Here is a 24,826-nt window from a genome sequence, read left to right as displayed (position 1 = left end):
GTAGTCAAAAGATTATTGCGAATTTTTCCTGTTGAAGAAGGACGACAATGTCGTCTGCGTTGTCGCAGGCGGCGGGTCCGGCTTCTTCGGCGCCTCCTCGGCGACCACCGCCGGCCGCTTGGCGATGACGCGCCGGCGCGGCATCGGCTTGGCGGCCGTGGGCGGCGGATCGTCTGACTTCAACGACAGCCGCTGGCCGTCAAAGATCGTGGTCTCGCAAGGCCGCTTGTTTTCGGTCAGGACGGCGCAGATCCTGGCGGCGGCGCCAGCGTCGTTCAAGGGACCGGCTACCAGGCGAAGCTGCATGCCGAGGCCATTGGTGCTCTCCTTGATGACGATGATCGGGCGCAACGCCGTCAGGGGGGCGTTCGATCTCGATTTCAACAGCCCGCTCCACAACGCGCGCAGGCCGTTCACCGAATTGGCGGTGCCAAGATCGACCCCGAACTCGGTTCGCCGCAGGGAGACTTTTGGCGCCGTGTCATCGTCGGCTTCCGCATCGGTCGCCGACGGCGCTGACGCCACGACATCAGGGATCGGGCTCGCGATCACAGGGTTTGGCGCCTTGCCCGGCTCGATCAGCTTGCCGGCTGCGGGATCGGGCGGGGCCATCATCGACTGCGCGGCCATCAGCGGCGTGGCGGGCGAAGGCTTTGCGGGCTCCGGCTTGATGAGATCGGCCTTTGCCAAGTCCGCTTTTGCCAAGTCCGCTTTTGTCATCTCCGCCTTTGCCGCTTCGGGCCTGGCGCTCTCGGCCTTGGCTGAGTCGGTCTTCGCGGCATCCTTGGCGGCGGAGTAAACCGCCGCCGGGGCGGGCTCCGCGGTGGCGGATTTGTCCGCAGCGGACGCCGCGGCCGGGGTGCTTGCTACCGGCGCGACGGGAGGCGACGGCTGCGGGCTTTGGGCGGTGGTCGATTCCGCATTTGCAGCCGGCGGCGAAGCCGCAGCGGAACCCTGCCGGGCGATGGCCCCGGTGACGGAGTCGAGCCCCTGTTCCAGGCCGGTAACGCGGGAATACAGCCTGTCGCGATCACGATTGAGCGTATCGATGGCGGCGGCAAGCCGCCGCGCCTCGTTCTGGGTTTCCCTGGCGACCGTCTGGATCTGCTGTGCCTGCCGGGTCAGATCGGCGGCGGCGACCTGTTCCCGCTTCAATCCGAGCGACGACTGGTTGGCCATGACGGCCAGGATCACCGCAGCCGTGGCGCCGACGCCCCAGGATGCGATCCGCCATAGCGTGCGGCGGTCGAGTTCATTTTCCTCGGCCAGCAAACCGCTCAGCACCCCGCCGGCGTCATCCGCCTCGAAGTCCGCGAGATGGTCTGGTTTCTTGGCCAAGCGCCCCTGGCCCTCCTCAAGGCCCTGCCGAATCACACGGCAAACATTAACAGGAAAAGCGCCGGCCACTTGAATCCGGACGTTTTCGGGGCGGCGAATCGGTTTCATCTCCGGGGGAAAACAATTAAAGACGGCCGATGCCGACCGCTGTGCTCGCCCGAGGAAATTGAATGATCGCCCGATCCAGCCTGACTGTCGTGCTTGCGGCCGGTGAGGGCACGCGCATGCGATCCTCGCTGCCGAAGGTGCTGCACCCCGTCGCCGGCCAGTCGCTGCTGGCGCATGTGCTGGACGCCGCCCCGCACGGAACAGGCGCGGCCCTCGCGGTCGTGATCGGGCCGGACCACAAGGCGGTCGCCGACGAGGTCAAGCGCATCCGCACCGATGCGGCAACGTTCATTCAGGCCGAGCGCCTCGGCACGGCGCATGCCGTGCTGGCCGCCCGCGCGGCCATCGCGCGTGGCGCGGATGATCTGCTGGTGGCGTTCGGCGACACGCCGCTGATTTCGGCAAAAACCTTTGCGCGGCTGCGCGCGCCGCTGGAGCAGGGCGCCGCACTCGCCGTACTCGGCTTCCGCGCCGCGGATCCGACGGGCTATGGCCGGCTGCTGCTCGAGGGCGACCGCCTGGTGGCGATCCGCGAACATGCAGATGCGACCCCAGAAGAGCGCAAGGTGACGCTGTGCAATGCCGGCGTGATGGCGTTCGAGGGTGCCCGCGCGCTGGAAATTCTCGACCGGATCGGCAATGCCAACAGCAAAGCTGAGTATTATCTGGTCGATGCCGTCGCCATTGTCAGGGAAATGGGATTGGAGGCCGTCGTGATTGAAACCAGCGAAGACGAAGTGCGCGGGATCAACAACAAGGCGCAGCTCGCCGAAGCGGAAGCGGTGATGCAGGCGCGGCTGCGCAAGGCCGCGCTCGATGCCGGCGTGACGCTGATCGCGCCGGAGACGGTCTATCTCGCCGCCGATACCACCTTCGGCAGCGATGTCACGATCGAACCGTTCGTGGTGATCGGCCCCGGCGTCACCATCGCCGACGGCGCGGTGATCCATTCGTTCTCTCACATCGTGCAGGCCTCGATCGGCAAGAAGGCGTCGGTCGGCCCCTATGCGCGCCTGCGCCCGGGCACCTCGCTCGGCGAGGGCGTTCGGATCGGCAATTTCGTGGAGACCAAGGCTGCGACGCTCGAAGCGGGCGCCAAGGTCAACCATCTCTCCTATGTCGGCGACGCCCATGTCGGCGCCAACGCCAATCTCGGCGCCGGCACCATCACCTGCAATTACGACGGCTTCTTCAAGCACAAGACCACGATCGGCGCCGGCGCCTTCATCGGCACCAACTCCTCGCTGGTGGCGCCGGTGAAAATCGGTAACGCCGCCTATATCGGCTCGGGCTCCGTCATCACCAAGGACGTGCCTGACGATGCGATGGCCGTGGAGCGCAGCCCGCAGAACAACCGCGAGGGCGGGGCGGCAAGGTACCGCGAGATGAAGATGCGGGCGAAGAAGCCGAAAGAGGGTTGAGCGCAGGGCCTGTTAATAAGACCTGTCTTAGCTTCGGCGGAACCATGATCCAGATCAAGATGGGCGCTCGACAGCCGCCCAAGGAATTCGCGCAGTAAGTTGCTCAACCCGTTTTCTGGGCTGGACGCTTCGCGGCTGGGTCGCCGCGCTGGTGTGTGCGGTCGGCCACCGCGATCCCAACCCCGCCGCCGCTTGCTGTTCGGTGATCTGGAGCATGTCACCAATGAAACGCTGTCTCGCTGCTTTCGCAATCGCCGCCAGCCTGTTCGCACCAGTTGCACACGCCAACGATGCCTTGGAAGCCAAGGTGCGGGCCTACGTTCCGGTCGTCTCCCTCGCCAAAGTATGTGATCTCAGGATCAATGACGCCACCTCGGGCGACCACCGCGCCATGCTCGAAGTGGTGAAATCCGACCCGAACGCCAACAAACTCGCCTACCGCCTCCATTACGAAACGCAGACGGCCTACATCAAGGCCCGCGACGGAGGTCAACGGGTCGCCTTCTGCAAGGACTTCATCGCAGCCAACAGCCAATACGCCAAGGCGCGTTTCACCGCCGTGGTCGAGGGCCACATGAGCGACGTCAGCACTGGTGTGCAGAAAGCGATTGCCCACAACGTCTGCGGTGCGCCCCCCGTCAAGCTGTCCAAGGCCGACTGGAAACCGTACGCGCTCATCAAAAAGATGCTTCAGAACGAGCAAAAGTTGGCCAAGGAAAACGCCGAGACGAACGGCTGGAACGTCACCGAGGAAACGACAGCGGTCACGGAACAGTTCTGCGCGGCGGTAAAAACCCGATGAGCATCACCGCCGCCAAAGTCCGAGCCCCGCTGATGCGTCTTTGCGCGGCCCCGGTGGTCCCCGGGGCCGTGCGCTGGCGTCCGAAGCGCTACCCCGTGCCGCTGATGCCTCGATCGACCATGTCGAGGCTTTCGATAATCCTGATGCCGCTGGAAACCCACCCGAAAAGTGCGACAATGCCGCGGGCTTGCAGGGCTTTCCGCGTAGACCCGTTTTTGTGTCGCACCCGGCCGATGGAACCGACGCGGCGAGCGTACGGTTGAATTGGCGTGGAAAACCTCCAATGGAGGGTGTCATGGAGAACTGGACGAACGCCAAATTGTGCGACGTCGCAAACCTGATCCTCGGCGCGGTTCTGTTCGTTTCGCCCTGGATGTTCAGCTTCGACGCTGGAACGGTTTCCAACAACGCCCATGTTACCGGTATCGTCATCGCGGCCCTTGCGATCGCGGCGCTGGCGGCATTCGCGGTGTGGGAGGAGTGGCTGAACCTCGTTGTCGGTTTGTGGGCACTGGTTTCGCCCTGGGTCTTGGGCTTCCAAGGAACCACGGCGATGACGGTGCATGTGATCATCGGTGCGGCGGTCGCGATCCTGGCTGCGATCGAGCTCTGGATGATGTCCCAGATCCCGCCGCGGCTGACCACCGGCCGCTGAGGGCTGAGGTCATTGAAATTCTGCCCGGCCGCCGCGTGCGCCGGCCGGGTATCGGCGGCCGGGTATCGGCGGCTCGGATACGTTGATGCCGCAATCCGTCACCATCGCCGACGGTGCGGTGATCCATTCGTTCTCGCACATCGTGCAGGCCTCGATCGGCAAGAAGGCCTCCGTCGGCCCCTATGCGCGCCTGCGCCCGGGCACCTCGCTCGGCGAGGGCGTCCGGATCGGCAATTTCGTCGAGACAAAAGCCGCGACGATCGAGGCAGGCGCCAAGGTCAACCATCTCTCCTATGTCGGCGACGCCCATGTCGGTGCCAACGCCAATCTCGGCGCGGGCACCATCACCTGCAACTATGACGGCTTCTTCAAGCACAAGACCACGATCGGCGAGGGCGCCTTCGTCGGCACCAACTCGTCGCTGGTAGCGCCGGTGAAAATCGGCAACGGCACCTATATCGGTTCGGGCTCCGTCATCACCAAGGACGTGCCTGACGATGCGATGGCCGTGGGACGCAGCCCGCAGAACAATCGCGAGGGCGGGGCGGCGCGGTATCGCGAGATGAAGATGCGGGCGAAGAAGCCGAAGGAGGGGGAGCGCAGGGCTTGTGGAGCTTTCCGCTTAAGACTGTCTCAATCCGCAATAAGGTTATCGTCAAAAGTTGAAGGATTAGCGGGAGTCGCCCCCTGTGAATTCGACCTCTCGGACCCAAAGGAGCACGGGAAGGGTTCGAAATCCTACCCGTCATTGACATATTTACGTCTGGCAAAATATCCTTCGGAACGACCAGTCGCTCCTCGGGCTGACCGACTTTCTTGCTGCAATGCAACTCGTCAGAGACCGGAGAACGAAATGCTGTATCGTATTCTCGCAAGACTCGCTGTGGTGGCCGCGACGCTCGGGTTGCTCGCTGGCGCTGCGACGGCTCAAGACAAGTGGCCATCGAGGCCCGTGACGATCATCGTACCGTTCGCCGCCGGCGGCAACACGGATGTCATGGCGCGCATTTTTGCAGAGCAACTGACAAGGCGGCTCGGCCAGCAGTTCGTCGTCGAGAACAAGGCCGGTGCGGGCGGGGTCAACGGCCTGCACGCGATGACGCGCGCGGCGCCGGACGGCTACACCATTGCGGTGGCGACCTCCGGTGGAATCGCCATCAATCCGATCCTGATCAAGGACAAGATCCCCTACAACGTCGAGAAAGACTTCACCTACCTCTATGGCATGGCAGCACAGCCGAACATCTGGCTCGTCAACCCATCCGTCCCGGCCAACACCATGCCGGAGCTGATCGCCTGGCTGAAGGCAAACCCGGAGACGCCGTATGCGACATCCGGCCCCGGCACGACGCAGCATATCTGCGGCGCTATGCTGGAGGACGCGGCGGGGGTCAAGATGACGGCCGTCTCCTACCGCGCGTCGAACATCAGCATCCAGGATCTGATTGGTGGTCAGATCCGGCTCGCCTGCGACAACTTCGCCGTGGCATACGAGCAGGTGAAAGGCGGCAAGCTGCGTGCCGTCTCGATCACGTCGCCTGGGCCCTATCCGCTCGCCAAAGAGATCGAGCCGACAGCCGCGACCCTACCGGGCTTCGAACTGATGCCGGCATTCGGCTGGGTCGGCCCCGCCAACATGCCGCCCGACATCGTGAAGAACCTCATTGAAGAGCTTGTCGCGGTCGGCAAGATCCCCGAAGTCCGCACCGCACTCGAAAAGTTTGGTGTACTCCAGACCGAACTGCCCGGTCCGGCCTACGCCGAGGCGCTCGCCAAGGAGCGCGCAGGGTACGCACGTGTGATCGAGCGTGCCGGGATCAAGGTGCCTTGAGCGCCAGACAACCTAAGGTTTAGACGTAATTCCGGACTAATTCCGAATTCCGGTGCCAGCACCGTCATCGTAACCTTAGTTGCGTAGCGTTGGGGGTGGTGTTGTGGTCGATCATGGTGGTCCTTACGTTATACCTAGTCCCAAAGCGTACGCCCCAGTAGAGCAGGTACTTCTGAACCCAGCCGACATTGAGGAGCTCCATGGCTTCGAAGAAAATTCGGTCGGCATGGTCGCGCGTCGGCGCTTCAGGATGGGGATTGTTGAGCGCGATTAGGTAGCACAGGTAGTCATGAACGACCCCCGCGCGGCTCCAGCTTGCCCAAACTGGTAGGATCGACCACAGTAATCGTGGAATGGATGGACCGTCGGTGATGAAGCCCTTCGAAACGAGGATGACGCGACCGGAGCCGCGGCCTCCGACCTCATAGATGAGGGGCTCTGCCAAGCGCCATAAGCGCCAGCCATGCGTATCGTTACCGGAGAGATGCGTAATCGTCAGTTCGCTCGTGAATGCGCCCACAGCTCTTCCTCCCCTTCCTCGAATAAGCGATCCCGTCAGTTGATGATGCGAGGATGTTAAGGGAGATCAGCTCCACAGACTGTGATGATCGTCACTAAGCTCTAAGCTTGAGTGCGCAGGATGCACTCTGAAATCCAAGTGTTGCCCGAACAGCCCGGCACGGAAGGTGCCGCGCTCCAGCGAGCGCAGTCGCCTACAGTCCGCGCGTATCGCTGCGTAGGGATGAATGCCTCGCTTGACGGGAAGATCACAGCGTCCACCGTATGCGAGTCAACCGATGTGGACGGTGACAAGCGACTTACATATTTTTCGACTGGCGATGGAAAAGTAACTAGGACGTTCGTTGCAGGAACTGGAAAATACGAAGGCATGGTCACGGCGGGCACGGTTCAACCGCTGGGGCCGTTTCCGGTTATCAAGGCCGGAACGTTTCAGGACTGCAATAATCAGACGGGCACGTACAAGCTAAAGTAAGCCCGCAACGAGAATTAGCCGTCGCTTACCAACAACCTTGAGCGGCGGCTTTTTCTTTCGTCCCCCCTCGATGGCCGCGAACGGTGAAGTGGTCGTCATGGCTAACGGTTCGTCGTAACCCTTCCAACATTGCGCCCGCTGGCATCGTAGATCGCCGTCGTGTTGCCGCTCGTCGATTCGCGGCTGATCACCTTGCCGCGCGCGTCGTAGTTCGGTGGTGTCTCAGTTTGAATTTTTTGGGAGGCTGCTTTGCCGGAAGTGCTCCACGGCACCATCAATTTGAACCCAATCGTGTTTCGACTGTTCGAAAACCGATATGACGGGGGCTGGGTATTTTGGTTCTGCCATCGTGCCGACGGCAACGGCGATCAGCGCGGGCAGAGTGCTGAGTTTCCAGTAGACTGTTGAGCCGCACTGTGGACAAAAATAGTTTTGGATTTTCCCGCCGCTTGCGGCGGCGTGCGTGAACTCTTTTGAGGTTCCTGAGATGGTGACAACATCAGCGGGGTAATAAGCGCCTACACCGAACGGCGCGCCGGTTCGGCGTTGGCAGTCGATGCAGTGACACGCAACGACTAGCTTGGATGGTTCTTTTGGAAGCGAGAGCGTGACTGCACCGCAGCTGCATCGAGCGTCAGCCATTCGAATTATCCTCCAATTGCTTCTGAGCAGCAAAGCTTACCGCGAAGGGACGACGGGCCATCCGACCGATGACGGTCAAATCGATCTGATCGAACTTTATGGGGCTTTATTGCGCCGTCAAAGCTGAATACGGTGACAGTGCACTTAATCCGGCCGAGGATTGCTCGCGTAGCGCATTTAAGTGCACTGTCACCGTGATTCCCAGGTAGTCAAAAGCCCGGCAGCCATTTCGGACTGCCGGGCGAAACGCAAATACTAGGTGAACTGAATGCCGCGCCGCTGCAATGCGGCTATTCTGATGCGGATTTCGGGACTGTGGAAGAGTACGGGCGCGCACTTTCGTCCTGTTGGAGCCGAACCCTCGCACCTTTGCGGGGCCGGCGTATCTCGCATACCGGCAGAGCGCGAGGTCGCACCGGAGCTAGAGGATTTTATTGCAGACGATTTTTTATCCGGTGGGCCGCAGAGCAATCTGCGGCCATTGTGCTTTCTGAACCCGGAGCTGGAAGCCGCCCGCGATATCCGCGCCGCACAGTGCGCAGTCGTGTTCAGGGAGGAGTGGTGAGAGAGGAGCCGACCCGAACGGGACTGACTTAACCTCTGAGCTGCGTCTTGTCTTTTAACTCCCGAAGTCGATCGATTTGCATTTTGAAGTTCGCGGGTATCTCTCGATCTTCCTTTATCGACGCTCGTAGTCTTTCGCCAATCTTTTGAACGATCGCGCGACTGTGTCGGGAGTCAATCTCAACAGTGTTTCGCTCAACAGTGTTTCGCATAACAGTTCTCCAGCGCGCACGGCCCACCGACGCCCGACAGTAATATCGAGGGCCTTCTTCCTGCTTGCCGATCAGACGGAGACCGTCGCCTTTGGCTATCTTGCGCGTGCGCTTGTTCTTGAACAGCGGGTCCAAAGACCTTTGGCTATCCGCGACATGCGCCGTTCATTGACGGCGGGCGACGGTCTCGCATCGACAATTCCGCGATGAGGACTTTCGTTCCGGTTCCATTAACGGCTGTTCAGCTTTCCTTGGATCGGAACTTTTGAGACGACAGAACTTTTTGGGAATTACGGGGGCAGCACCGGAAATTCAGTTTCTGCCACGGTTCATCACTGGCGCGGAGAAAGCTCAAGAGGGACAGACTGTGATCTAGTTCACACCTTGGGCCCCAAGAAAAATGATAGCTTGGAATTGGAATTGGAATTGGTGCAGATCAAACAAACGAGGTTAGATCATGCCCGCCATATTCGATCTCCTGTACCGCGAATACTGCCGTGCCCGCCTCGCCGAGATGCGGAAACAGCTTCTGATCTCGCCCGACAGGCATGAGGTCCCAGAAGCGCTTTGCGATGCCAAGAATGCTGTCGGCGCTAGTCCGGTAGGCGGCAGTGAGACAACCACGCAGCACGAACTGCTGAAGCATTAGGCCGATCTATAACCGCAATTACGGCGACAGTGTCACCGTAACTACCAGGAATCTCGAAGTGAAGGCCTTGCCCCTATAGGAACAGGAGAAGACCAAGTTGTGCGCTGGCCATTGACTGGCTACAAGCAGCCGAGTCGTTCAATTATCTCGCCAACTCTGGCACGCCAAGCACCGATGTTACTCTTCTGCAACTTGGTTAGGAGAGTGCAAGCGCCGATCTTATCCCCTCGACCAAATCTAAGGATCGCGAGATTAATGATATCGGGCGGATATTTTCGCTTCGTCACCCGAACGTCTGCCAAGTGACGCTCGATAGCTTCGGCTGTATGGGTCCTTTCTAGGAAAGGGAGCCCGTGCGATGATATTTTAGCCACAAGATCCGCGGCGCATCGGCTATCGTTCAACTGCCACCAAATGTCTTTCCCCTCCACTAGGTCGCCAATTCTAGCGCGCACCGTGCAATGTGGCTCCTCGACCAACTCTGGCGAGCAATCCCCCCAAAATATCTCGTGAATGCCTCGATCCAATATCCCAACGCTGGCTGTTACGGCATCGCCGGCCTTACTAACCTGAATGTCTATGACATCAACAAGCGAGCCGCTCTCGCGATTCCATGTTGTTTTCCGCCGAACAAAGCCAAGCGGCGCGATTAACTGGTTCAACTGCGCAATGACCGTCTTCGTACTCATGCTTCTCACTTGGGGGAGTTGCAATTGCGCTGACACGTCTCAAAACGCCTCAGGCCACCGGCGTGCACTGTGGAAGACCCGCAGGACTTGGATTGTGTTGCCGACCAGACGGTACGGCACGATGTATGGCGTCCTCGGGATCACGAACTCGCGCGTCCCCGGAACTCGACCGGGCCGCCCCATTTCGGGGCTATTGGGAAGTAACGTCTCGACATTGCGTACGATATGGAGCGCAACACGTTGCGCTGCTGCGGGATCGTCCTGCGCGATGTAAGCCCGCAACGCCGCGAGGTCGGCAATCGCCTCTGGCGACCAGATTGGGTTCATGACCTCTTGGGCGCCGGTCTCTCGTTCGCGCTTCCCCAGGAAGCGACCCAATCCTTAACCTGGTCATGCGGAATCCCCTCGCCGCGATCGAGCGAGGCGATGGCGCGCTTGATACCGGCCACCTGCCATTCATTGAATTCGAGATATTCGTTGATGGCCTCGGCAGCGAGAAAGGAACGACTGCGACCGGTACTCTTGGCCAATCGCTCCAGCCGTTTCTTCACGCCCGTATCGACGCGCACCGTAAAGGTTGTCGACTTCATGAGGGACCTCGGTAGGTGATTGTGTACAATATAATACTAGCGTCAGAGATGCACAATCTTGACGGTATAATTACGGTGTGCATTCAATTGCCTTTCCTCCTGCGCGCTCAAGCTAATTTGTTGAACCAGATCAACCTGATGCTAGCGGTCCAGCCTCGTTCGAAAAAATAAACCGCTTCCGCCGCAGGCCAAATCACCGCTATCACTCCGGCCGTCCACCCCGGCAAGAGGGGCGTATCGCGATCGTCACGGACGCGGGGTTGGATGCGGTGGACGCAGCGGCGTCGGGCGCGATCGTGGTCACAGGGCGGGTTCTCCCGTGAGTGATCTTACGTTTGCGCAGACGATCGGCGTTTCAAGGCCTTCGTCAGCTTCGGTTGGCATCTCGCCGATCGGAGTGAGGGTGGGGGCGCTGCGTACGGCGAAGTCGTGTGGTTCTGGCATCCGTTGCTGATGTCAAGCCAGCGGAGACGCGTCGGCCCGACCGGGCTTGGACAAGTCTCAATCCGCTGGTGACGGTGACAAAAAGGAATTCGTCGCCGGGAAGAGCGCGAAGTAAGCCGTAAAGCCATTGCGCAGGGAATGCCGGATTGCCTCCGCTGAACCTGATGCTCGTGTGCGCTTCCTTCTACCCATTGCACGCGAGACCGCGGGTGCAGCGCGCATCCGGCATTCCCTGCTCCCTCTCTTTCGGGGAGGAACAAGCCAAGCCTCGGGCAGATCATGCCGCGAGATCGCGGACTCATATTCCGCACGCCTCGCGGCTGTGACAGGTTAATACCCGGTTTGGCTACCCATTAAGCTTTCCGCTTAAGACTGTCTCAATCCGCAATAATTATTGAGTATCTGTCGGAGTGCGAATTTCGTTAAGAGACTAGCGGGTTGCGACGGTATTCGTCGATTTGGGGATATTGAACCGCATGTGCGGCATTGTCGGCATTCTAGGGAAAGCTCCGGTCGCGGAGCTGTTGGTGGATTCACTCAAGCGCCTTGAATATCGCGGCTATGATTCCGCAGGCGTTGCCACGCTGGAAGGCGGTCACCTCACGCGCCGCCGCGCCGAGGGCAAGCTGAAGAACCTCGAAAAGCGGCTGGATGCCGAACCGCTCAAGGGCCACACCGGAATCGGGCATACCCGCTGGGCGACCCACGGCAAGCCGACCGAGAACAACGCGCATCCGCATGCGACCGATCGCGTCGCCGTGGTTCACAACGGCATCATCGAGAATTTCCGCGAGCTGCGCGAGGCGCTCGAGAAAAAGGGAACGGTTTTCAAGACCGAAACCGATACCGAGATCGTTCTGCACCTGGTCGACAGCCTGCTGCAGCAGGGCATCAAGCCGGTCGAGGCGGTGAGGGCGGCGCTGTCGGAATTGCGCGGTGCGTTCGCGCTCGGCTTCATCTTCGCCGGCGACGACGATCTGATGATCGGCGCCCGCAACGGGCCGCCGCTGGCGATAGGTCATGGCGACGGCGAAATGTATCTGGGATCGGATGCAATCGCGCTCGGGCCGTTCACCGATACGATCAGCTATCTCGAAGACGGCGACTGGGTGGTGCTGACGCGCAAGGGCGCCGTTATCTACGACAAGAACAACGCGATCGTTCGCCGCGACGCGGTCAAGCACAGTGCCTCGACCTCGCTGGTCGACAAGGCGAACTACCGCCACTTCATGGCCAAGGAAATCCACGAGCAGCCGGAAGTGGTAGGTCACACGCTGGCACGCTACGTCGACATGGCGAGCGAGCGCGTGATGCTGCCGGTCAAGCTGCCGTTCGACTTCAAGGACATCCAGCGCATTTCAATCACGGCCTGCGGCACCGCGAGCTATGCCGGCGCCGTCGCCAAATACTGGTTCGAGCGGTTGGCGCGCGTGCCGGTCGAAGTCGATGTCGCCTCCGAATTCCGCTACCGCGAGACCCCGTTGCGCAAGGGCGATCTCGCGATCTTCATTTCGCAGTCCGGCGAGACCGCCGATACGCTGGCCGCGCTGCGCTACGCCAAGGCCGAGGGCGTCCACACCGTATCTGTCGTGAACGTGCCGACCTCGACGATTGCGCGCGAAAGCGAAACCGTGCTGCAGACGCTGGCCGGTCCCGAAATCGGCGTCGCCTCGACCAAGGCGTTTACCTGCCAGTTGATGGTGCTGGCCTCGCTCGCGGTCGCCGCCGGCAAGGCGCGCGGCGAATTGTCGGATGAGGACGAAGCAAAGCTCGTCCACGGCCTCGTCGAGATTCCGCGCCTGATGGCGGCGGCGCTGACTATCGAGCCGCAGATCGAAAAGCTGGCGCGCGACATCTCGAAATCAAAGGACGTGCTCTATCTCGGCCGCGGCACCAGCTATCCCTTGGCGCTGGAAGGCGCGCTGAAGCTGAAGGAAATTTCCTACATTCACGCCGAGGGCTATGCCGCCGGCGAACTCAAGCACGGGCCGATCGCGCTGATCGACGAGAACATGCCGGTCGTGGTGATCGCGCCGTTCGATCGAGTGTTCGAGAAGACCGTCTCCAACATGCAGGAAGTCGCGGCCCGCGGCGGCAAGATCATCCTGATGACCGACGCCAAGGGGGCGGCGGAAGCCACCATCGAATCCCTGGTAACGATTGTGCTGCCCGACATGGCGGCGGCGTTCACCCCGATGGTCTACGCCGTCCCGGTGCAGCTGCTGGCCTATCATACCGCCGTGGTGATGGGGACCGACGTCGATCAGCCGCGAAATCTCGCCAAATCGGTAACGGTCGAATAGTCAAGACCATCGGCTGTCACGTTGGCCCTTCAAAAACCTGCTAGGATGGCTTAGCTGGATCAAGCCGGCTGCTCCGACCTGGAACCCGAATGAACCGCGAAGAACTGCCCCCGACCGCGTCCCCGGAGGAACCCCTGCCGGACGCGCACCATGCCGGGCTAATGGCCCGTTTCCGGAACTATTTTCTGACCGGACTGATTGTCGCAGGGCCGGTCGCGATCACGCTCTATTTGACCTGGTGGTTCGTGAACTGGGTGGACAGCATCGTCCGCCCGTTCGTGCCGACGGTCTACCGTCCCGAAACCTATCTGCCGTTCGGCCTGCCCGGGTCGGGGCTGATTGTCGCCGTGATCGCGCTGACGCTGCTCGGGTTCCTCACCGCCAACCTGATCGGGCGGACGCTGGTCGATCTCGGCGAGCGCCTGCTCGGCCGCATGCCGGTGGTGCGCGCGATCTACCGCGGCCTCAAGCAGGTGTTCGAGACGCTGTTCTCGGGCAAGGGATCGAGCTTTCGCAAGGTCGGCCTGGTCGAATTTCCCTCGCCGGGTATGTGGTCGATCGTCTTGATCTCGCAGTCGCCGAGCGCGAACATCGCCAGCCAGCTTCCCGGCCAGGAGGAGCATATTTCGGTGTTCCTGCCCTGCGCGCCGAACCCGACCACGGGTTTCTTCTTCTACGTGCCGAAGAGCAAGATCATCGAAGTCGACATGAGCACCGAAGACGCCGCGACCCTGATCATGTCGGCCGGCGTGGTGCAGCCCGGCTCCGATCAACAGAAACGCAATGGCGCGCTGGCCGGCATGGCGAACGCGGCGCGTGTGGCCAATTCGGCCGCCGCGCTGCAGCCGGCTCCGGCAAAGGTGAAGGTGGAGTAGGGACCTGCGCCGCACCAAAAAAATCAAAGGCATCATTCCCGTGATGATCACGCCGTTTACCGAAAACGGCCAGATCGACTATCCGGGCCTCGGCCGGCTGGTGGAATGGTACATCGCCAACGGTTCGGACGCGCTGTTCGCGGTCTGCCAGTCCAGCGAGATGCAGTATCTCAACCTGGAAGAACGGGTTGAACTCGCCGCCTTCGTCAGACAAGCCGCAGCGGGCCGCGTGCCGGTGATCGCTTCCGGTCACATCAGCGAAAGCCTGGAGGACCAGCTTGCCGAATTGGCCGCGATTGCCGCCACCGGGGTTGACGGCATGGTGCTCGTCACCAATCGTCTCGACGCCAGGCGGGAAGGCGGCGGCAAGTTCATCGACGATCTGACTTGGCTCCTCGAGCGGCTGCCGAAGCAAATTCCCCTCGGCCTCTACGAGTGCCCGGCGCCCTATCGCCGGCTGCTGACCGATGATGAACTGACCTTCTGCGCGGGTACCGGCCGGTTCGTCATCCTCAAGGACGTCTCCTGCGATCTCGAAACGGTCAAACGTCGCGTGGCGCTGACCAGGGGCACGCCGCTTGCGATCGTCAACGCCAACGCGGCGATTGCCTATGAGGCGATGAAAGCCGGTTCGCGCGGCTTTACCGGCGTGTTCACGAACTTTCATCCCGATCTCTACCAGTGGCTGATGACCGAGGCGGCCGCCCATCCGGCGCTGGCGGACGAACTTTCCGTCTACCTCGCGCTATCGGCGATGGCCGAGCCGATGGGCTATCCAAAACTCGCAAAGCTCTACCACCAGCGCCTCGGGACGTTCGCGTGCACCGACAGCCGTGCCGTCACCTTCGATATCCACGAAAAATTCTGGGCGCTGGAGGCGTTGATCGACAAGATCGTCGAGGGCACCGAGCACTACCGGCTTCGCATCGCCGCCGCCGGAGCGCGCTATCCCGCACCGATCAGCGGCACGGCCTCGTCGCGTTCGTACAGGTAAAGCAGGCAACGCAGCGCTTCGCCGCGCTCGCCCTTGAGTTTTGGATTGTCCTTCATGATCCGTAGCGCCTCGTCGCGGGCCTGCGTGATCAGTTGGGCGTGCACGTCGGAGCGGGCGATGCGATAGCCGGGCAGGCCGCTCTGGCGGATGCCGAGCACGTCGCCTTCGCCGCGCAGCTTGAGGTCCTCTTCGGCAATCCGAAAACCGTCGGTGGTCTCGCGGATCACCTTCAGCCGCGCCTTCGACATTTCGCCGAGCGGCTCCTTGTAGAGCAGCAGGCAGGTAGACGCCTCCGAGCCGCGCCCGATCCGGCCGCGCAACTGGTGCAATTGCGCAAGCCCGAAACGCTCGGCGTTCTCGATCACCATGATGGTCGCGGCGGGGACGTCGACGCCGACCTCGACCACCGTGGTCGCCACCAGCAGCCCGATCTCGTGGGCGGCGAATTGCGCCATCACGCGATCTTTCTCCGTGCCCTTCATCTGCCCGTGGACGAGACCAACCTTGTCGCCGAAGCGCTGCCGCAACTTTTCAAACCGCTCCGTCGCGTTGGTGAGGTGCTCGGTACCTTCGGCTTCCGATTCCTCCACCAGCGGGCAGATCCAGTAGACCAGCTTGCCGGCCTGCAGCGCGCGGCCGACGCCATCGGTCACCTCGTCGAGGCGGCTCATCGATATATTGCGGGTTTCGATCGGCTGGCGGCCGGCCGGCTTCTCGCGCAGTTCGGAGACGTCCATGTCGCCGAAATAAGTGAGCACCAGCGTGCGCGGGATCGGCGTTGCGCTCAGGACCAGCACGTCGACCGCTTCGCCCTTGTTGGTGAGCGCGAGCCGTTCGCGCACGCCAAAGCGATGTTGTTCGTCGACCACGGCGAGCGCGAGCGACTTGAAGATCACATCGTCCTGGATCAGCGCGTGCGTTCCGACCAGAAAATCGATTTCGCCGGCCTCCAGCTGGCCTAAGATTTCGCGGCGCTCCTTGCCCTTCTCGCGGCCGGTCAGGATCGCCACCCGAAGCCCGGCGCGTTCGGCCAGCGGCGTGATGGTCTTGATATGCTGGCGGGCGAGGATTTCAGTCGGCGCCATCAGCGCGGCCTGCTTGCCGACCTCCGTGACCGCAGCCGCGGCGAGCAGCGCTACGACCGTCTTGCCGGAGCCGACGTCGCCCTGCAGCAGCCGCAGCATCCGCACCGGCTGGCGCAGATCCTCGGCGATGGCGGCCATCGCCTCGCGCTGCGAGGACGTCAGCGCATAGGGCAGGGCGTCGATGATCCTGTGGCGCAGATTGCCGTCGCCGGCGTTGCGGTCGCCGGCCGGGCGCCGCAACTGCGCACGCACCAGCGCCAGCGCCAGTTGGCCGGCCAGCAGTTCGTCAAACGCAAGCCGCGACCAGAACGGGCCGTCGGGCAAAATGTCGGTGAGTTCGAGCGGCACATGCACGCGGTTCAGCGCTTGGCTGATCGGCGGAAAGCTGCAGCGGCGAATGACTTCCGGGCTGATCCACTCGGGCAATTCCGGCAGCTTTTGCAGCGCCTGCGCGATCGCGCGGCGCAGCGAACCGAGCGCGAGACCTTCGGTGAGGGGATAGACCGGATCGATGCCGGTCAGTTTTGAGAACGCCGCTTCGTCTACGACTCTATCGGGATGCACGATCTGCGGAATGCCGTCATACATCTGCAGCGTGCCGGACACGTAGCGCTTCTCGCCGACCGGCAGCAGTTTTTCGACATAGCCGGGCTTGGCGCGGAAGAATGTCAGCACCACGTCGCCGGTATCGTCTGAGGCATAGACGAGGTAGGGCGCGCGGGAATTGCGCGGCGGCGGCCGGTGGCGGTCCACGGTGACCTCCAGCGTCACCACGGTTCCCTGCACCGCCTCGCGGATCTTCGGCTGTGCCCGGCGGTCGATCACGCTGGCCGGCAAATGCAGCAGCAGATCGACCAGCCGCGGCGTCTCATCGCGCGACAGCAGATAGCGCAACAGCTTGTCCTGCTTCGGCCCGACGCCGGGAAGGGTCGTGACCGGTGCAAACAGCGGATTGAGCAGGGTGGGTCGCATCAAGGAAACCTAAGACCGTTTCGTGCCGTCATGCGCGGGTTTGGGCGAGACGTCCACGGCTTTTTTCCGACCAGGGTTCAACGATTACGACGCCCGGAAGGCATCGCCCTTGAACCGCTTCACCGGGCGCCCGCGCTCGAGGCGGTCATGCACCGCGTGCGCATCGTTCCGCGCGGTGATCGCTTCCAGTTCGCCCTGCAACTTGAGCAGCGCCGCAATTCGCTCCAAGGCCAGCGCCTTGTTTCGGTGCTGCGAGCGCTCCTCGCGCGCCACCACAGAGAGACCGCTTGCGATGTGGGTGGCGCGGACGGCGCTCTCGGTCTTGTTCTGATGCTGGCCGCCGGGGCCGCCGGCCCGGAAGGCTTCAAAGCGAACATCGTGGATCGCCAGCGCTTTCGGTGCATCAGGCAGCGCCGGTAGCTCGAACACGCCGATAAACCAGTTCTTCCGCTTGTGATGTGGCCGGAGCGGGCTTTGCGCCACCCATTGGATCGCACCGATCCACGGCCGCGCGAATGCCGCCGCGGCATCGCCGTGAATGACGACGATCGCCGAAGCCGGGCCATGCTCGTCCGTATTCGGCCCTTCCAGGCAATCGGTCTCGAGTCCGAGCGACGCAGCCTCAGCAGTAAGAGCCGCAACAGCCTTCCGGACCGCGATCCGGCACTCCGCCGGACCGCGCCCGCTGGTGAAGAGAAGTCGGATCATCGGCGATCCTCCTTCCAGGATTTCTCCCGTTTGGCGCCGCCGGCTGCGGCATTCGACTGCGCCTTCTTGAACGTCACCAGCGGCCGGAACGTCGCCACCACACGCGCCAGGCCGAACTCGACCAGGTCGGCGATGACGCGTTCAATGTTCTTGTAGGCCTCCGGCGCCTCTTCCGCGAGCAGGCCACGATCCCCGCAGACCACGATGCCGCCATAGGGATTGCGTTCCAGCCGCGCCACGTCGGATTTCTTGACCCGGACGCGGCCGTGCATGGAGCCGCGGTCGTATTTGCGGCCCGCACCATGCGCGAGCGAGGCGAGCGCCTCCGTTCGCATCGCCGGAAGCGGCTCCACCAGATACGACAGCGTCCCGCGCGAGCCCGGCACCGGCACCAGCCCGCGATCGGACGCCGCCGCACCCTTCCGGTGCAGCGCCATGACGTCGCCGTCTGCGCTGTGCGCACGCTCGACCATGTTGTGCGCGAGATCGTTGACGGGACGCAGGTCCGCACGCGCCGCCGCTGCGGCCCGTTCCGCGATGATGCGACGATTGAGTTTGGCCCACTGCACGGCGTGATCGTGCACGTCCATGTAGGCTCCGCCTTCATCGCTCGCGGGATCAAGCGTTGCCTGCCCCTTTAGCAGGATGCGCTCCAGTATCGAGAAGCCGAGGCCCCGCGAACCGGAATGGACCAGGACATACGCAAGGTCGCTGTCGAGCCCCGCCTGCGCGGCAATCTCAGGCTCAAGGATTTCCTCGATGGCCTGAAGTTCGCAGAAGTGATTGCCGCCGCCGATGCTGCCAAGCGAGGCATCAAAGGTGGTGGTGTGCAGGCCGGCGCCCGTCAGGACGCCGTCGATGTCGCCATCCCACGGCTGATCGAGCGCGTGCAACCGGTCGGCCAATTGGTCGAGCCGCAGCTTGCGCGCCGCGATATCGAGCTCAAACAGGCCCATGCCGCAGCCGATGTCGGAGCCGACCAGTTGCGGGTGAATGCGATCAGCCAGAACGGCGCAGCCGACCGGGCCATATTTGCCGGGATGAAGATCCGGCATGGCCGCGACCGCTCGCACGCCGGGCAATCCGGCGACCTGTTGGAGTTGAAGCGTGGCGTTACCCTCGATCCAGGATTTGGACGAGGCGAAGACGTGGATCGGCGCGCAGCCGTCCACCTTGGGAGAAGTGCCCATTGAAAAACTTTCAGGAGATCTTGGAATCGTCGGCGCGCGCAACGCAGATATCGCTGACTTAAGCGCGCGAATTCCCAAGCGGCGCGGCTAACGCACGCGCCCTTAGGCGATGCCCTCGACGGGGCGGCGAGACAACGTCATCGAGCCTTCTCCGTGATGATCGTGCCAAAATCGGCCACCGATCGCGCGAGACACATAACGGCGAAATGGAAAATCCGCAAGTCCCGTCACGAGCGACGACTTGTCCGCAGAAGCTCAACGAGCGAAGGCGGAAGCAATCCACGCAGGGGTTGTGCGCGCAACGACTGCTGTGCGAGCAACATACGCTACTTTCGCGAGGTTCTGTGGGCGAAACGCTACTGACATTCCCCGGTGCGAGGGCTATATCAACCCCGCCCGGCACGTCCGGGCTTTTGGCGTTCGAAATGGAATGGGACAATGACGGGTACGACACGATCAAGCGGTGGCCTCGACGACCGCCGCAAGCGGCTTTTGTTCCGCTGCTGGCATCGCGGTACCCGCGAGATGGATCTCATCCTCGGCCGTTTTGCGGATGCCGAGATATCGGGCATGCGCGATGACGAACTGGCCGAACTCGAGCGCCTGATCGAGGTGCCCGATCCCGATCTCTATGCCGCGGTGATCGGCGACAAGCCGCTCGATCCAGAATATGCGACCGCGCTGTTCGACCGCATCAAGGCGTTTCGCGCTGTGGATCACGACGCATGAAGTCGCCGGTCAAATCACCTGCCGCGCTGCTCATTCCCGGCCGTGCGCTGACCTTTGCCAACGTTGCCGAAGGCGCCGAGGGGCTGGTCGTATCCGATCTGGCGCGCGCGGTGGCGGCACGACCAAAACCGCCGGCGGTCAGCCTTGCCGTCGTCTGCCGCGACGGCCCGCGGATGCAGCAGCTCGCGCGGGCGCTGGAATTCTTCGCTCCCGATTTGCCGGTCATGCAGTTTCCGGCCTGGGATTGCCAGCCCTATGACCGGGTGTCGCCGCATGGCGGAATCCTGGCGCAGCGCCTGACCACGCTGGCGCGGTTGTCGCGCCTGCAGGGCAGCGACAAGCCGCTGATCGTGCTGACGACGGTCAACGCCATCGTGCAGCGCGTGCCGGCGCGCGAGGTGGTGGCGGCGCAGGCGCTGTCGGTGGCGCCCGGCCATGTCGTGCCGATGGACTCGATCGTGGCCTGGCTGGAGCACAATGGCTACAACCGCTCCTCGACCGTGCGCGAGCCCGGCGAATATGCCGTGCGCGGCGGCATCCTCGACCTGTTTCCCGCCGGTCTCGACCAACCCGTGCGGTTCGACTTCTTCGGCGACTCTCTCGAATCGATCCGTACGTTCGACGCGGAAACCCAGCGCACGCTGCTCGACATGCGCGCGCTCGATCTGGTGCCGGTCTCGGAATTCCAGCTCGTCACCGAAACCATCCGCCGCTTTCGCATGGGCTATGTCGCGGCCTTCGGCGCGCCGCAGCGCGACGATCTGCTCTATGAGGCCGTCAGCGAGGGCCGCCGCCATCCCGGCATGGAGCATTGGCTGCCGCTGTTCCAGGAGCGGATGGACACGCTGTTCGACTATCTCGACGGCGCGCCGGTCGCGATCGAGCCGCAAAGCGAAGACGCCGCCCGCGAGCGCTTCAAGCAGATTCAGGATTATTACGAGGCAAGGCGCGAGGCGCTGGAACATCCAGGCGGTGGCGCGATCTACAAGCCGTTGCCGCCGGACCGGCTCTACCTGACGGAAACCGAGTGGACCACGCGCGTCGGTGAGGCGGCGGTGGCGCGGCTGACGCCATTTGCTGTGCCTGAGGGCAGCGCCGATGTGTTCGACGCCGGCGCGCGGCAGGGCCGCAACTTTACGCCCGAGCGCGCCGATGGTTCGGTCAATGTGTTCGAAGCCGTGGTGGCGCACGTGCTGGCGTTGCAGGCGCAACGCAAGAAGGTAGTGATCACGCTGTGGAGCGAAGGCTCCCGCGACCGCATGGGCAGCATGCTGCGGGATCACAAGCTCGCCAACATCACCAGCGTCAACGCCTGGCGCACCGTGCAGGCGACGCCGCGCAACGAGGCCATGCTGGCGGTTGTCGGCATGGAAAGCGGTTTCGAGACCGACGAATTCGCCGTCATCAGCGAACAGGACATCCTCGGCGACCGCCTGGTGCGCCCGCGCAAATCGAGCCGCAAGCTCGACAACTTCATCTCCGAGGTCACGAGCCTTTCCACCGGCGATCTCGTGGTCCATGTCGAGCACGGCATCGGGCGATTTGTGGGCTTGCAGACCATCGAGGTCGGCGGCGCGCCGCATGACTGCCTCGAACTGCATTATGCCGCCGAAACAAAACTGTTCCTGCCGGTCGAAAACATCGAACTGCTGTCACGCTACGGCTCCGATCACGCCAATGTCGAACTGGACCGGCTGGGTGGCGGCGGCTGGCAGGCGCGCAAGGCAAAGCTCAAGAACCGCATCCGCGAGATTGCCGGCGAATTGATCAAGATCGCGGCGGAGCGGCACCTGCACGAAGCGCCAAAGATGCCGGTGCAGCCGCATGTCTATGACGAGTTCTGCGCGCGCTTCCCCTATGAGGAAACCGAGGACCAGCTAGGAGCGATCACGTCCACGCTGAAGGATCTCGAAAGCGGCCGTCCGATGGACCGGCTGATCTGCGGCGATGTCGGCTTCGGCAAGACCGAGGTGGCGTTGCGCGCGGCGTTTGCGGTCGCGCTCGAAGGCAAACAGGTCGCCGTCGTGGTGCCGACCACACTACTCGCGCGGCAGCACAGCAAGAATTTTGCCGAACGCTTCAGAGGTTTCCCGGTCAATGTCGCGCAGGCCTCCCGCCTGATTCCGGCCAAGGAATTGACGCAGGTCAAGAAGGGGTTGACCGATGGTAATGTCGACATCGTGGTCGGCACCCATGCGCTGCTCGGCAAGGCGATCAAGTTCAGGGATCTAGGTCTTCTGATCGTCGACGAGGAACAGCACTTTGGCGTCAGCCACAAGGAACGACTGAAGCAGTTGCGCGCGCAGGTTCACGTGCTGACGCTGAGCGCCACCCCGATCCCGCGTACGCTGCAACTGGCGCTGACCGGCGTGCGCGATCTCTCGATCATTGCTTCGCCGCCGGTCGATCGCCTTGCCGTTCGCACCTTCGTGGCGCCGCACGATCCGCTCATGATCCGCGAGGCGCTGCTGCGCGAACGCTACCGCGGCGGTCAGGCGTTCTACGTCGTGCCGCGGATCGAGGACCTCGCCGGCGTCAAGGATTTCCTCGACAAGAACGTGCCGGAGATGAAGGTCGCCGTCGCCCACGGCCAGATGCCGCCGACCGTTATCGAAGACATCATGTCGGCGTTCTACGACGGCAAATACGACATCCTGCTCTCGACCACCATTATCGAGTCCGGTCTCGACATTCCCACGGCCAACACGCTGATCGTGCACCGTGCCGACATGTTCGGGCTGGCGCAGCTCTATCAGCTGCGCGGCCGGGTGGGGCGCTCGAAGCTGCGGGCCTATGCGCTGTTCACGCTGCCGGCGCAGCAGAAGATCACCGCCCAGGCCGAGCGGCGGCTGAAGGTGCTGCAGTCGCTGGAAACGCTGGGGGCGGGCTTTCAACTGGCCTCGCACGACCTCGATATCCGCGGCGCCGGCAATCTGCTCGGCGAAGAACAGTCCGGCCACATCAAGGAAGTCGGCTTCGAGCTCTATCAATCGATGCTGGAGGAGGCGATCCTCAACCTCAAGGCCGGCGTGGTGGAGCCTGTCGCCGACCGCTGGTCGCCGCAAATCACCATCGGCATGCCGGTGTTGATCCCCGAGGACTACGTCAACGACCTCGCGGTGCGGCTGTCGCTGTACCGGCGGCTCGCCGATCTCGAGACCGACGAGGAGATCGACAATTTCGCCGCCGAGATGCGCGACCGCTTCGGCGTGCTGCCGGACGAGGTCCGCTATCTCTTCAAGGTTGCGGCCATCAAGGCCTATTGCAGGCGCGCCAATGTCGAGAAGGTCGATGCCGGACCGAAGGGTGCGGTCATCACCTTCCGAGAGAACAAGTTCGCGCAGCCGGACCGGCTGGTGTTCTTCATCCGCCAGCACGGCCAGGCCGCCAAGGTGCGGCCGGACATGAGGGTGGTGTTCCTGCAGACATGGAAGACGCCGGAAGAGCGGTTGATGGGCACGACCGAGATCCTGCGGCAACTCGCTAATCTCGCGGAGAGCAAGAAGGCGGCGTAATTGCTTTCGTGTCCCGGACGCGGTGCGGCACGAAGTGCTGCTCCGCAGGGCCGGGACCCATTCCAAACGTAGAACGATGGACCCCGGAACAGGAGCGCACCGCCGGAGTCGCGCGAAGCGCGATCCCGAGCGCGCTGCGCAGCATCCGGGGAACGTTGTGGTGCCGGCAAGGGGCGGTTACGACGCGGCGCGATGCGCCTCTTCTTGCAGGCGTGACCGCAGCGATTTTGCGGAATCGTTCGGCAGCAGCGTTGCGACCGTCACCGACGGCTCCGCGCGCGCGTCGCGCGTGCCGTGGCTGGTGTGGCGCATCACGCTCGACAGCCGCCGCGCGATGGTGTGCGCCGTCTTGAGGTCGGTTTCGGCGAAGACTACGACAACCGAACCGTCCTCCTGGGCGGCGCCGAAATCCATTTGCCGCATCAAGCGGCTAATGATCCGCGCGCCGTCGAATTGCGCGCGCGGGTGTTCGGGATCGAACGAAAAGCGTGCGACCGACAACCCGCCGCCGCGTTGCTGCGTCTGGTAGATGGCGCTGGCAAAGTCGCGCTCGAAAGCCTCCCGGGTGAGCAGGCCGGTCCGTGCGTCGATCAGGCCGTCGGCGTCGATGGCCTTCAGCGTGCGGCTCAGATGGGCTTCGAAGGCATGCTGGCGGATCAGCGGCAGCGCCGTCGCAACCACTTGGGCGGCGTTGTCGGACACGACCTCGAGATTCGGCAGATCGTAGGCCGGCGCCAGATCGATGACCGTCACGACGACGGGAAGGTTGCGGAAACGGGCGTCCTCCGTCAGCACGGTGAGGAAGGCGTCGACCACGCGCGGGCTAAAACCTTCGCCGAGCACGATGCCGTCGATGTCCCTGACGTTGAGATGCTTCGCCGCCGCCTCGATCGAGAGCGCGCCGACCACACCGGTGCGCTCGCCAAGCGCGACCGACAACGTCGGATAGGCTCCGCCGCGGCCGATCAGCAGCACGGTAGCATCGCGCGCCGGATCGATATCTGACAGCGCCATCGGCGTTGCCGGCACCAGCCGGCGCATCACGGTCGCATGCAACGACCGCACGCGCAGCGCGGCACGCAGCCGAGCCACCAGACGGTCGGAGCCGCCTTGGGATTGCGAGGTTTGGGTTTGCGAGATTTGACTCTGAAAGAAGGGAATGACGTTGTCTGGATGCGGCACCCGTGGGTCGACCGCGATCAGCGGCAGATAAGGCTGGCGTGCCGCAACCCGCGCTGCCAGTTCCGCCAGTCCGGCTTCATCGGCGTCGGCAGTTGCAGCCAGCACGGCGGCCGGTTGGACCTGTTCGACCGCGCGCACCGCGTCCGCCCACTCGGTCTCGACCACCGGAAACAGCCTGCCGACATCGAGCGTGGCGGCAAAAGACGGCCGTCTCGCAGTCGACACGACGAGGATCGGACCTTGCTGGGACATTTTTAGAACTCGGGTCAGGCGCGCATCTGGAACCTGCGAGTCTAGTTTGCGCCGCTTAATGCGGCGTCAACGCCGCCCCTGC

General features: G+C 62.9%; 19 protein-coding genes and 1 pseudogene. 10 read left to right on the top strand and 10 right to left on the bottom strand.

Annotation, left to right across the window (positions count from 1 at the left end; all coding sequences use genetic code 11):
• Positions 1-12: 12 nt before the first annotated feature.
• Positions 13-1,338: a hypothetical protein gene (locus tag IVB05_RS21825; RefSeq protein WP_247777906.1), complete on the bottom strand. Its 1,326-nt coding sequence runs from the start codon at positions 1,336-1,338 to the stop codon at positions 13-15.
• A 170-nt stretch (positions 1,339-1,508) separates the two neighbouring features.
• On the opposite strand from IVB05_RS21825, the gene glmU reads away from it, so the two are divergent.
• From glmU to IVB05_RS21800, 5 genes and pseudogenes are all read left to right on the top strand, one after another.
• Positions 1,509-2,867 carry a bifunctional UDP-N-acetylglucosamine diphosphorylase/glucosamine-1-phosphate N-acetyltransferase GlmU gene (gene glmU, locus IVB05_RS21820; protein WP_247777904.1) on the top strand — a complete coding sequence of 453 codons (1,359 nt, stop codon included), beginning with the start codon at positions 1,509-1,511 and terminating at the stop codon, positions 2,865-2,867.
• A 223-nt stretch (positions 2,868-3,090) separates the two neighbouring features.
• The gene (locus IVB05_RS21815; protein ID WP_247777903.1) at positions 3,091-3,669 is read left to right on the top strand and encodes a hypothetical protein; all 579 of its coding nucleotides are present in this window, start codon (positions 3,091-3,093) and stop codon (positions 3,667-3,669) included.
• 295 nt (positions 3,670-3,964) lie between these two features.
• On the top strand, positions 3,965-4,324 hold the full coding sequence (locus IVB05_RS21810; protein ID WP_247777900.1) for an SPW repeat protein: 360 nt from the start codon (positions 3,965-3,967) through the stop codon (positions 4,322-4,324).
• Between the two features lie 97 nt (positions 4,325-4,421).
• Positions 4,422-4,916 (top strand): annotated as a pseudogene (locus IVB05_RS21805) (DapH/DapD/GlmU-related protein); the annotation flags it as partial.
• Positions 4,893-6,155 carry a tripartite tricarboxylate transporter substrate binding protein gene (locus IVB05_RS21800; RefSeq protein ID WP_346771883.1) on the top strand — a complete coding sequence of 421 codons (1,263 nt, stop codon included), beginning with the start codon at positions 4,893-4,895 and terminating at the stop codon, positions 6,153-6,155. The pseudogene IVB05_RS21805 and the gene IVB05_RS21800, both read left to right, overlap by 24 nt.
• 64 nt (positions 6,156-6,219) lie before the next feature.
• Here IVB05_RS21800 and IVB05_RS21795 read toward each other — a convergent pair whose 3' ends face one another.
• The 5 genes from IVB05_RS21795 to IVB05_RS21775 form a co-directional block, all read right to left on the bottom strand.
• A complete protein-coding gene (locus IVB05_RS21795; protein ID WP_247777898.1) occupies positions 6,220-6,675 on the bottom strand; it encodes a DUF1353 domain-containing protein in 456 nt (151 codons plus the stop codon).
• A gap of 696 nt (positions 6,676-7,371) precedes the next feature.
• Positions 7,372-7,791 (bottom strand): GFA family protein, encoded by a 420-nt coding sequence (locus IVB05_RS21790; protein WP_247777897.1) that lies wholly within the window; start codon positions 7,789-7,791, stop codon positions 7,372-7,374.
• 1,212 nt (positions 7,792-9,003) lie between these two features.
• A complete protein-coding gene (locus tag IVB05_RS21785; protein ID WP_247777895.1) occupies positions 9,004-9,213 on the bottom strand; it encodes a hypothetical protein in 210 nt (69 codons plus the stop codon).
• A 731-nt stretch (positions 9,214-9,944) separates the two neighbouring features.
• Complete coding sequence (locus IVB05_RS21780; protein ID WP_247777894.1) at positions 9,945-10,232, bottom strand: type II toxin-antitoxin system RelE/ParE family toxin; 288 nt, start codon at positions 10,230-10,232, stop codon at positions 9,945-9,947.
• Positions 10,229-10,495 carry a CopG family ribbon-helix-helix protein gene (locus tag IVB05_RS21775; RefSeq protein WP_247777893.1) on the bottom strand — a complete coding sequence of 89 codons (267 nt, stop codon included), beginning with the start codon at positions 10,493-10,495 and terminating at the stop codon, positions 10,229-10,231. Before IVB05_RS21775 ends, IVB05_RS21780 begins: the two co-directional genes overlap by 4 nt.
• A gap of 920 nt (positions 10,496-11,415) precedes the next feature.
• On the opposite strand from IVB05_RS21775, the gene glmS reads away from it, so the two are divergent.
• The 3 genes from glmS to IVB05_RS21760 all read left to right on the top strand — a co-directional run bounded on the left by glmS (position 11,416) and on the right by IVB05_RS21760 (position 15,111).
• Positions 11,416-13,242 (top strand): glutamine--fructose-6-phosphate transaminase (isomerizing), encoded by a 1,827-nt coding sequence (gene glmS, locus IVB05_RS21770; protein ID WP_247777892.1) that lies wholly within the window; start codon positions 11,416-11,418, stop codon positions 13,240-13,242.
• 89 nt (positions 13,243-13,331) lie between these two features.
• Positions 13,332-14,117, top strand: coding sequence for a DUF502 domain-containing protein (locus IVB05_RS21765; protein WP_247777890.1), 786 nt, complete (start codon positions 13,332-13,334; stop codon positions 14,115-14,117).
• 4 nt (positions 14,118-14,121) lie between these two features.
• Positions 14,122-15,111: a dihydrodipicolinate synthase family protein gene (locus IVB05_RS21760; protein WP_256473447.1), complete on the top strand. Its 990-nt coding sequence runs from the start codon at positions 14,122-14,124 to the stop codon at positions 15,109-15,111.
• On the opposite strand, the gene recG is transcribed toward IVB05_RS21760, so the two are convergent.
• From recG to IVB05_RS21745, 3 genes are all read right to left on the bottom strand, one after another.
• Positions 15,063-17,168: an ATP-dependent DNA helicase RecG gene (gene recG, locus IVB05_RS21755; RefSeq protein WP_247777889.1), complete on the bottom strand. Its 2,106-nt coding sequence runs from the start codon at positions 17,166-17,168 to the stop codon at positions 15,063-15,065. The genes IVB05_RS21760 and recG overlap by 49 nt on opposite strands.
• 84 nt (positions 17,169-17,252) lie before the next feature.
• On the bottom strand, positions 17,253-17,876 hold the full coding sequence (prfH, locus tag IVB05_RS21750; RefSeq protein WP_247777887.1) for a peptide chain release factor H: 624 nt from the start codon (positions 17,874-17,876) through the stop codon (positions 17,253-17,255).
• On the bottom strand, positions 17,873-19,066 hold the full coding sequence (locus tag IVB05_RS21745; protein ID WP_247777885.1) for an RNA ligase RtcB family protein: 1,194 nt from the start codon (positions 19,064-19,066) through the stop codon (positions 17,873-17,875). The genes prfH and IVB05_RS21745 overlap by 4 nt, the downstream gene beginning before the upstream one ends.
• Before the next feature lie 438 nt (positions 19,067-19,504).
• Between IVB05_RS21745 and IVB05_RS21740 the strand changes: the two genes are divergently transcribed.
• Together IVB05_RS21740 and mfd are read left to right on the top strand one after the other, a co-directional pair.
• Positions 19,505-19,795: a succinate dehydrogenase assembly factor 2 gene (locus IVB05_RS21740; RefSeq protein WP_247777883.1), complete on the top strand. Its 291-nt coding sequence runs from the start codon at positions 19,505-19,507 to the stop codon at positions 19,793-19,795.
• Entirely contained in the window at positions 19,792-23,310 is a 3,519-nt protein-coding gene (mfd, locus tag IVB05_RS21735; RefSeq protein WP_247777881.1) for a transcription-repair coupling factor, read from the top strand. Before IVB05_RS21740 ends, mfd begins: the two co-directional genes overlap by 4 nt.
• A gap of 177 nt (positions 23,311-23,487) precedes the next feature.
• Here mfd and IVB05_RS21730 read toward each other — a convergent pair whose 3' ends face one another.
• Positions 23,488-24,744 (bottom strand): GGDEF domain-containing protein, encoded by a 1,257-nt coding sequence (locus IVB05_RS21730; RefSeq protein ID WP_247777879.1) that lies wholly within the window; start codon positions 24,742-24,744, stop codon positions 23,488-23,490.
• Between the last annotated feature and the right edge of the window lie 82 nt (positions 24,745-24,826).

This window comes from Bradyrhizobium sp. 170, from assembly GCF_023101085.1.
Lineage (GTDB): Bacteria > Pseudomonadota > Alphaproteobacteria > Rhizobiales > Xanthobacteraceae > Bradyrhizobium.
The sequence above is the reverse complement of the archived record's forward strand: the minus strand, read 5'-3'. Positions and strand labels throughout refer to the sequence as shown.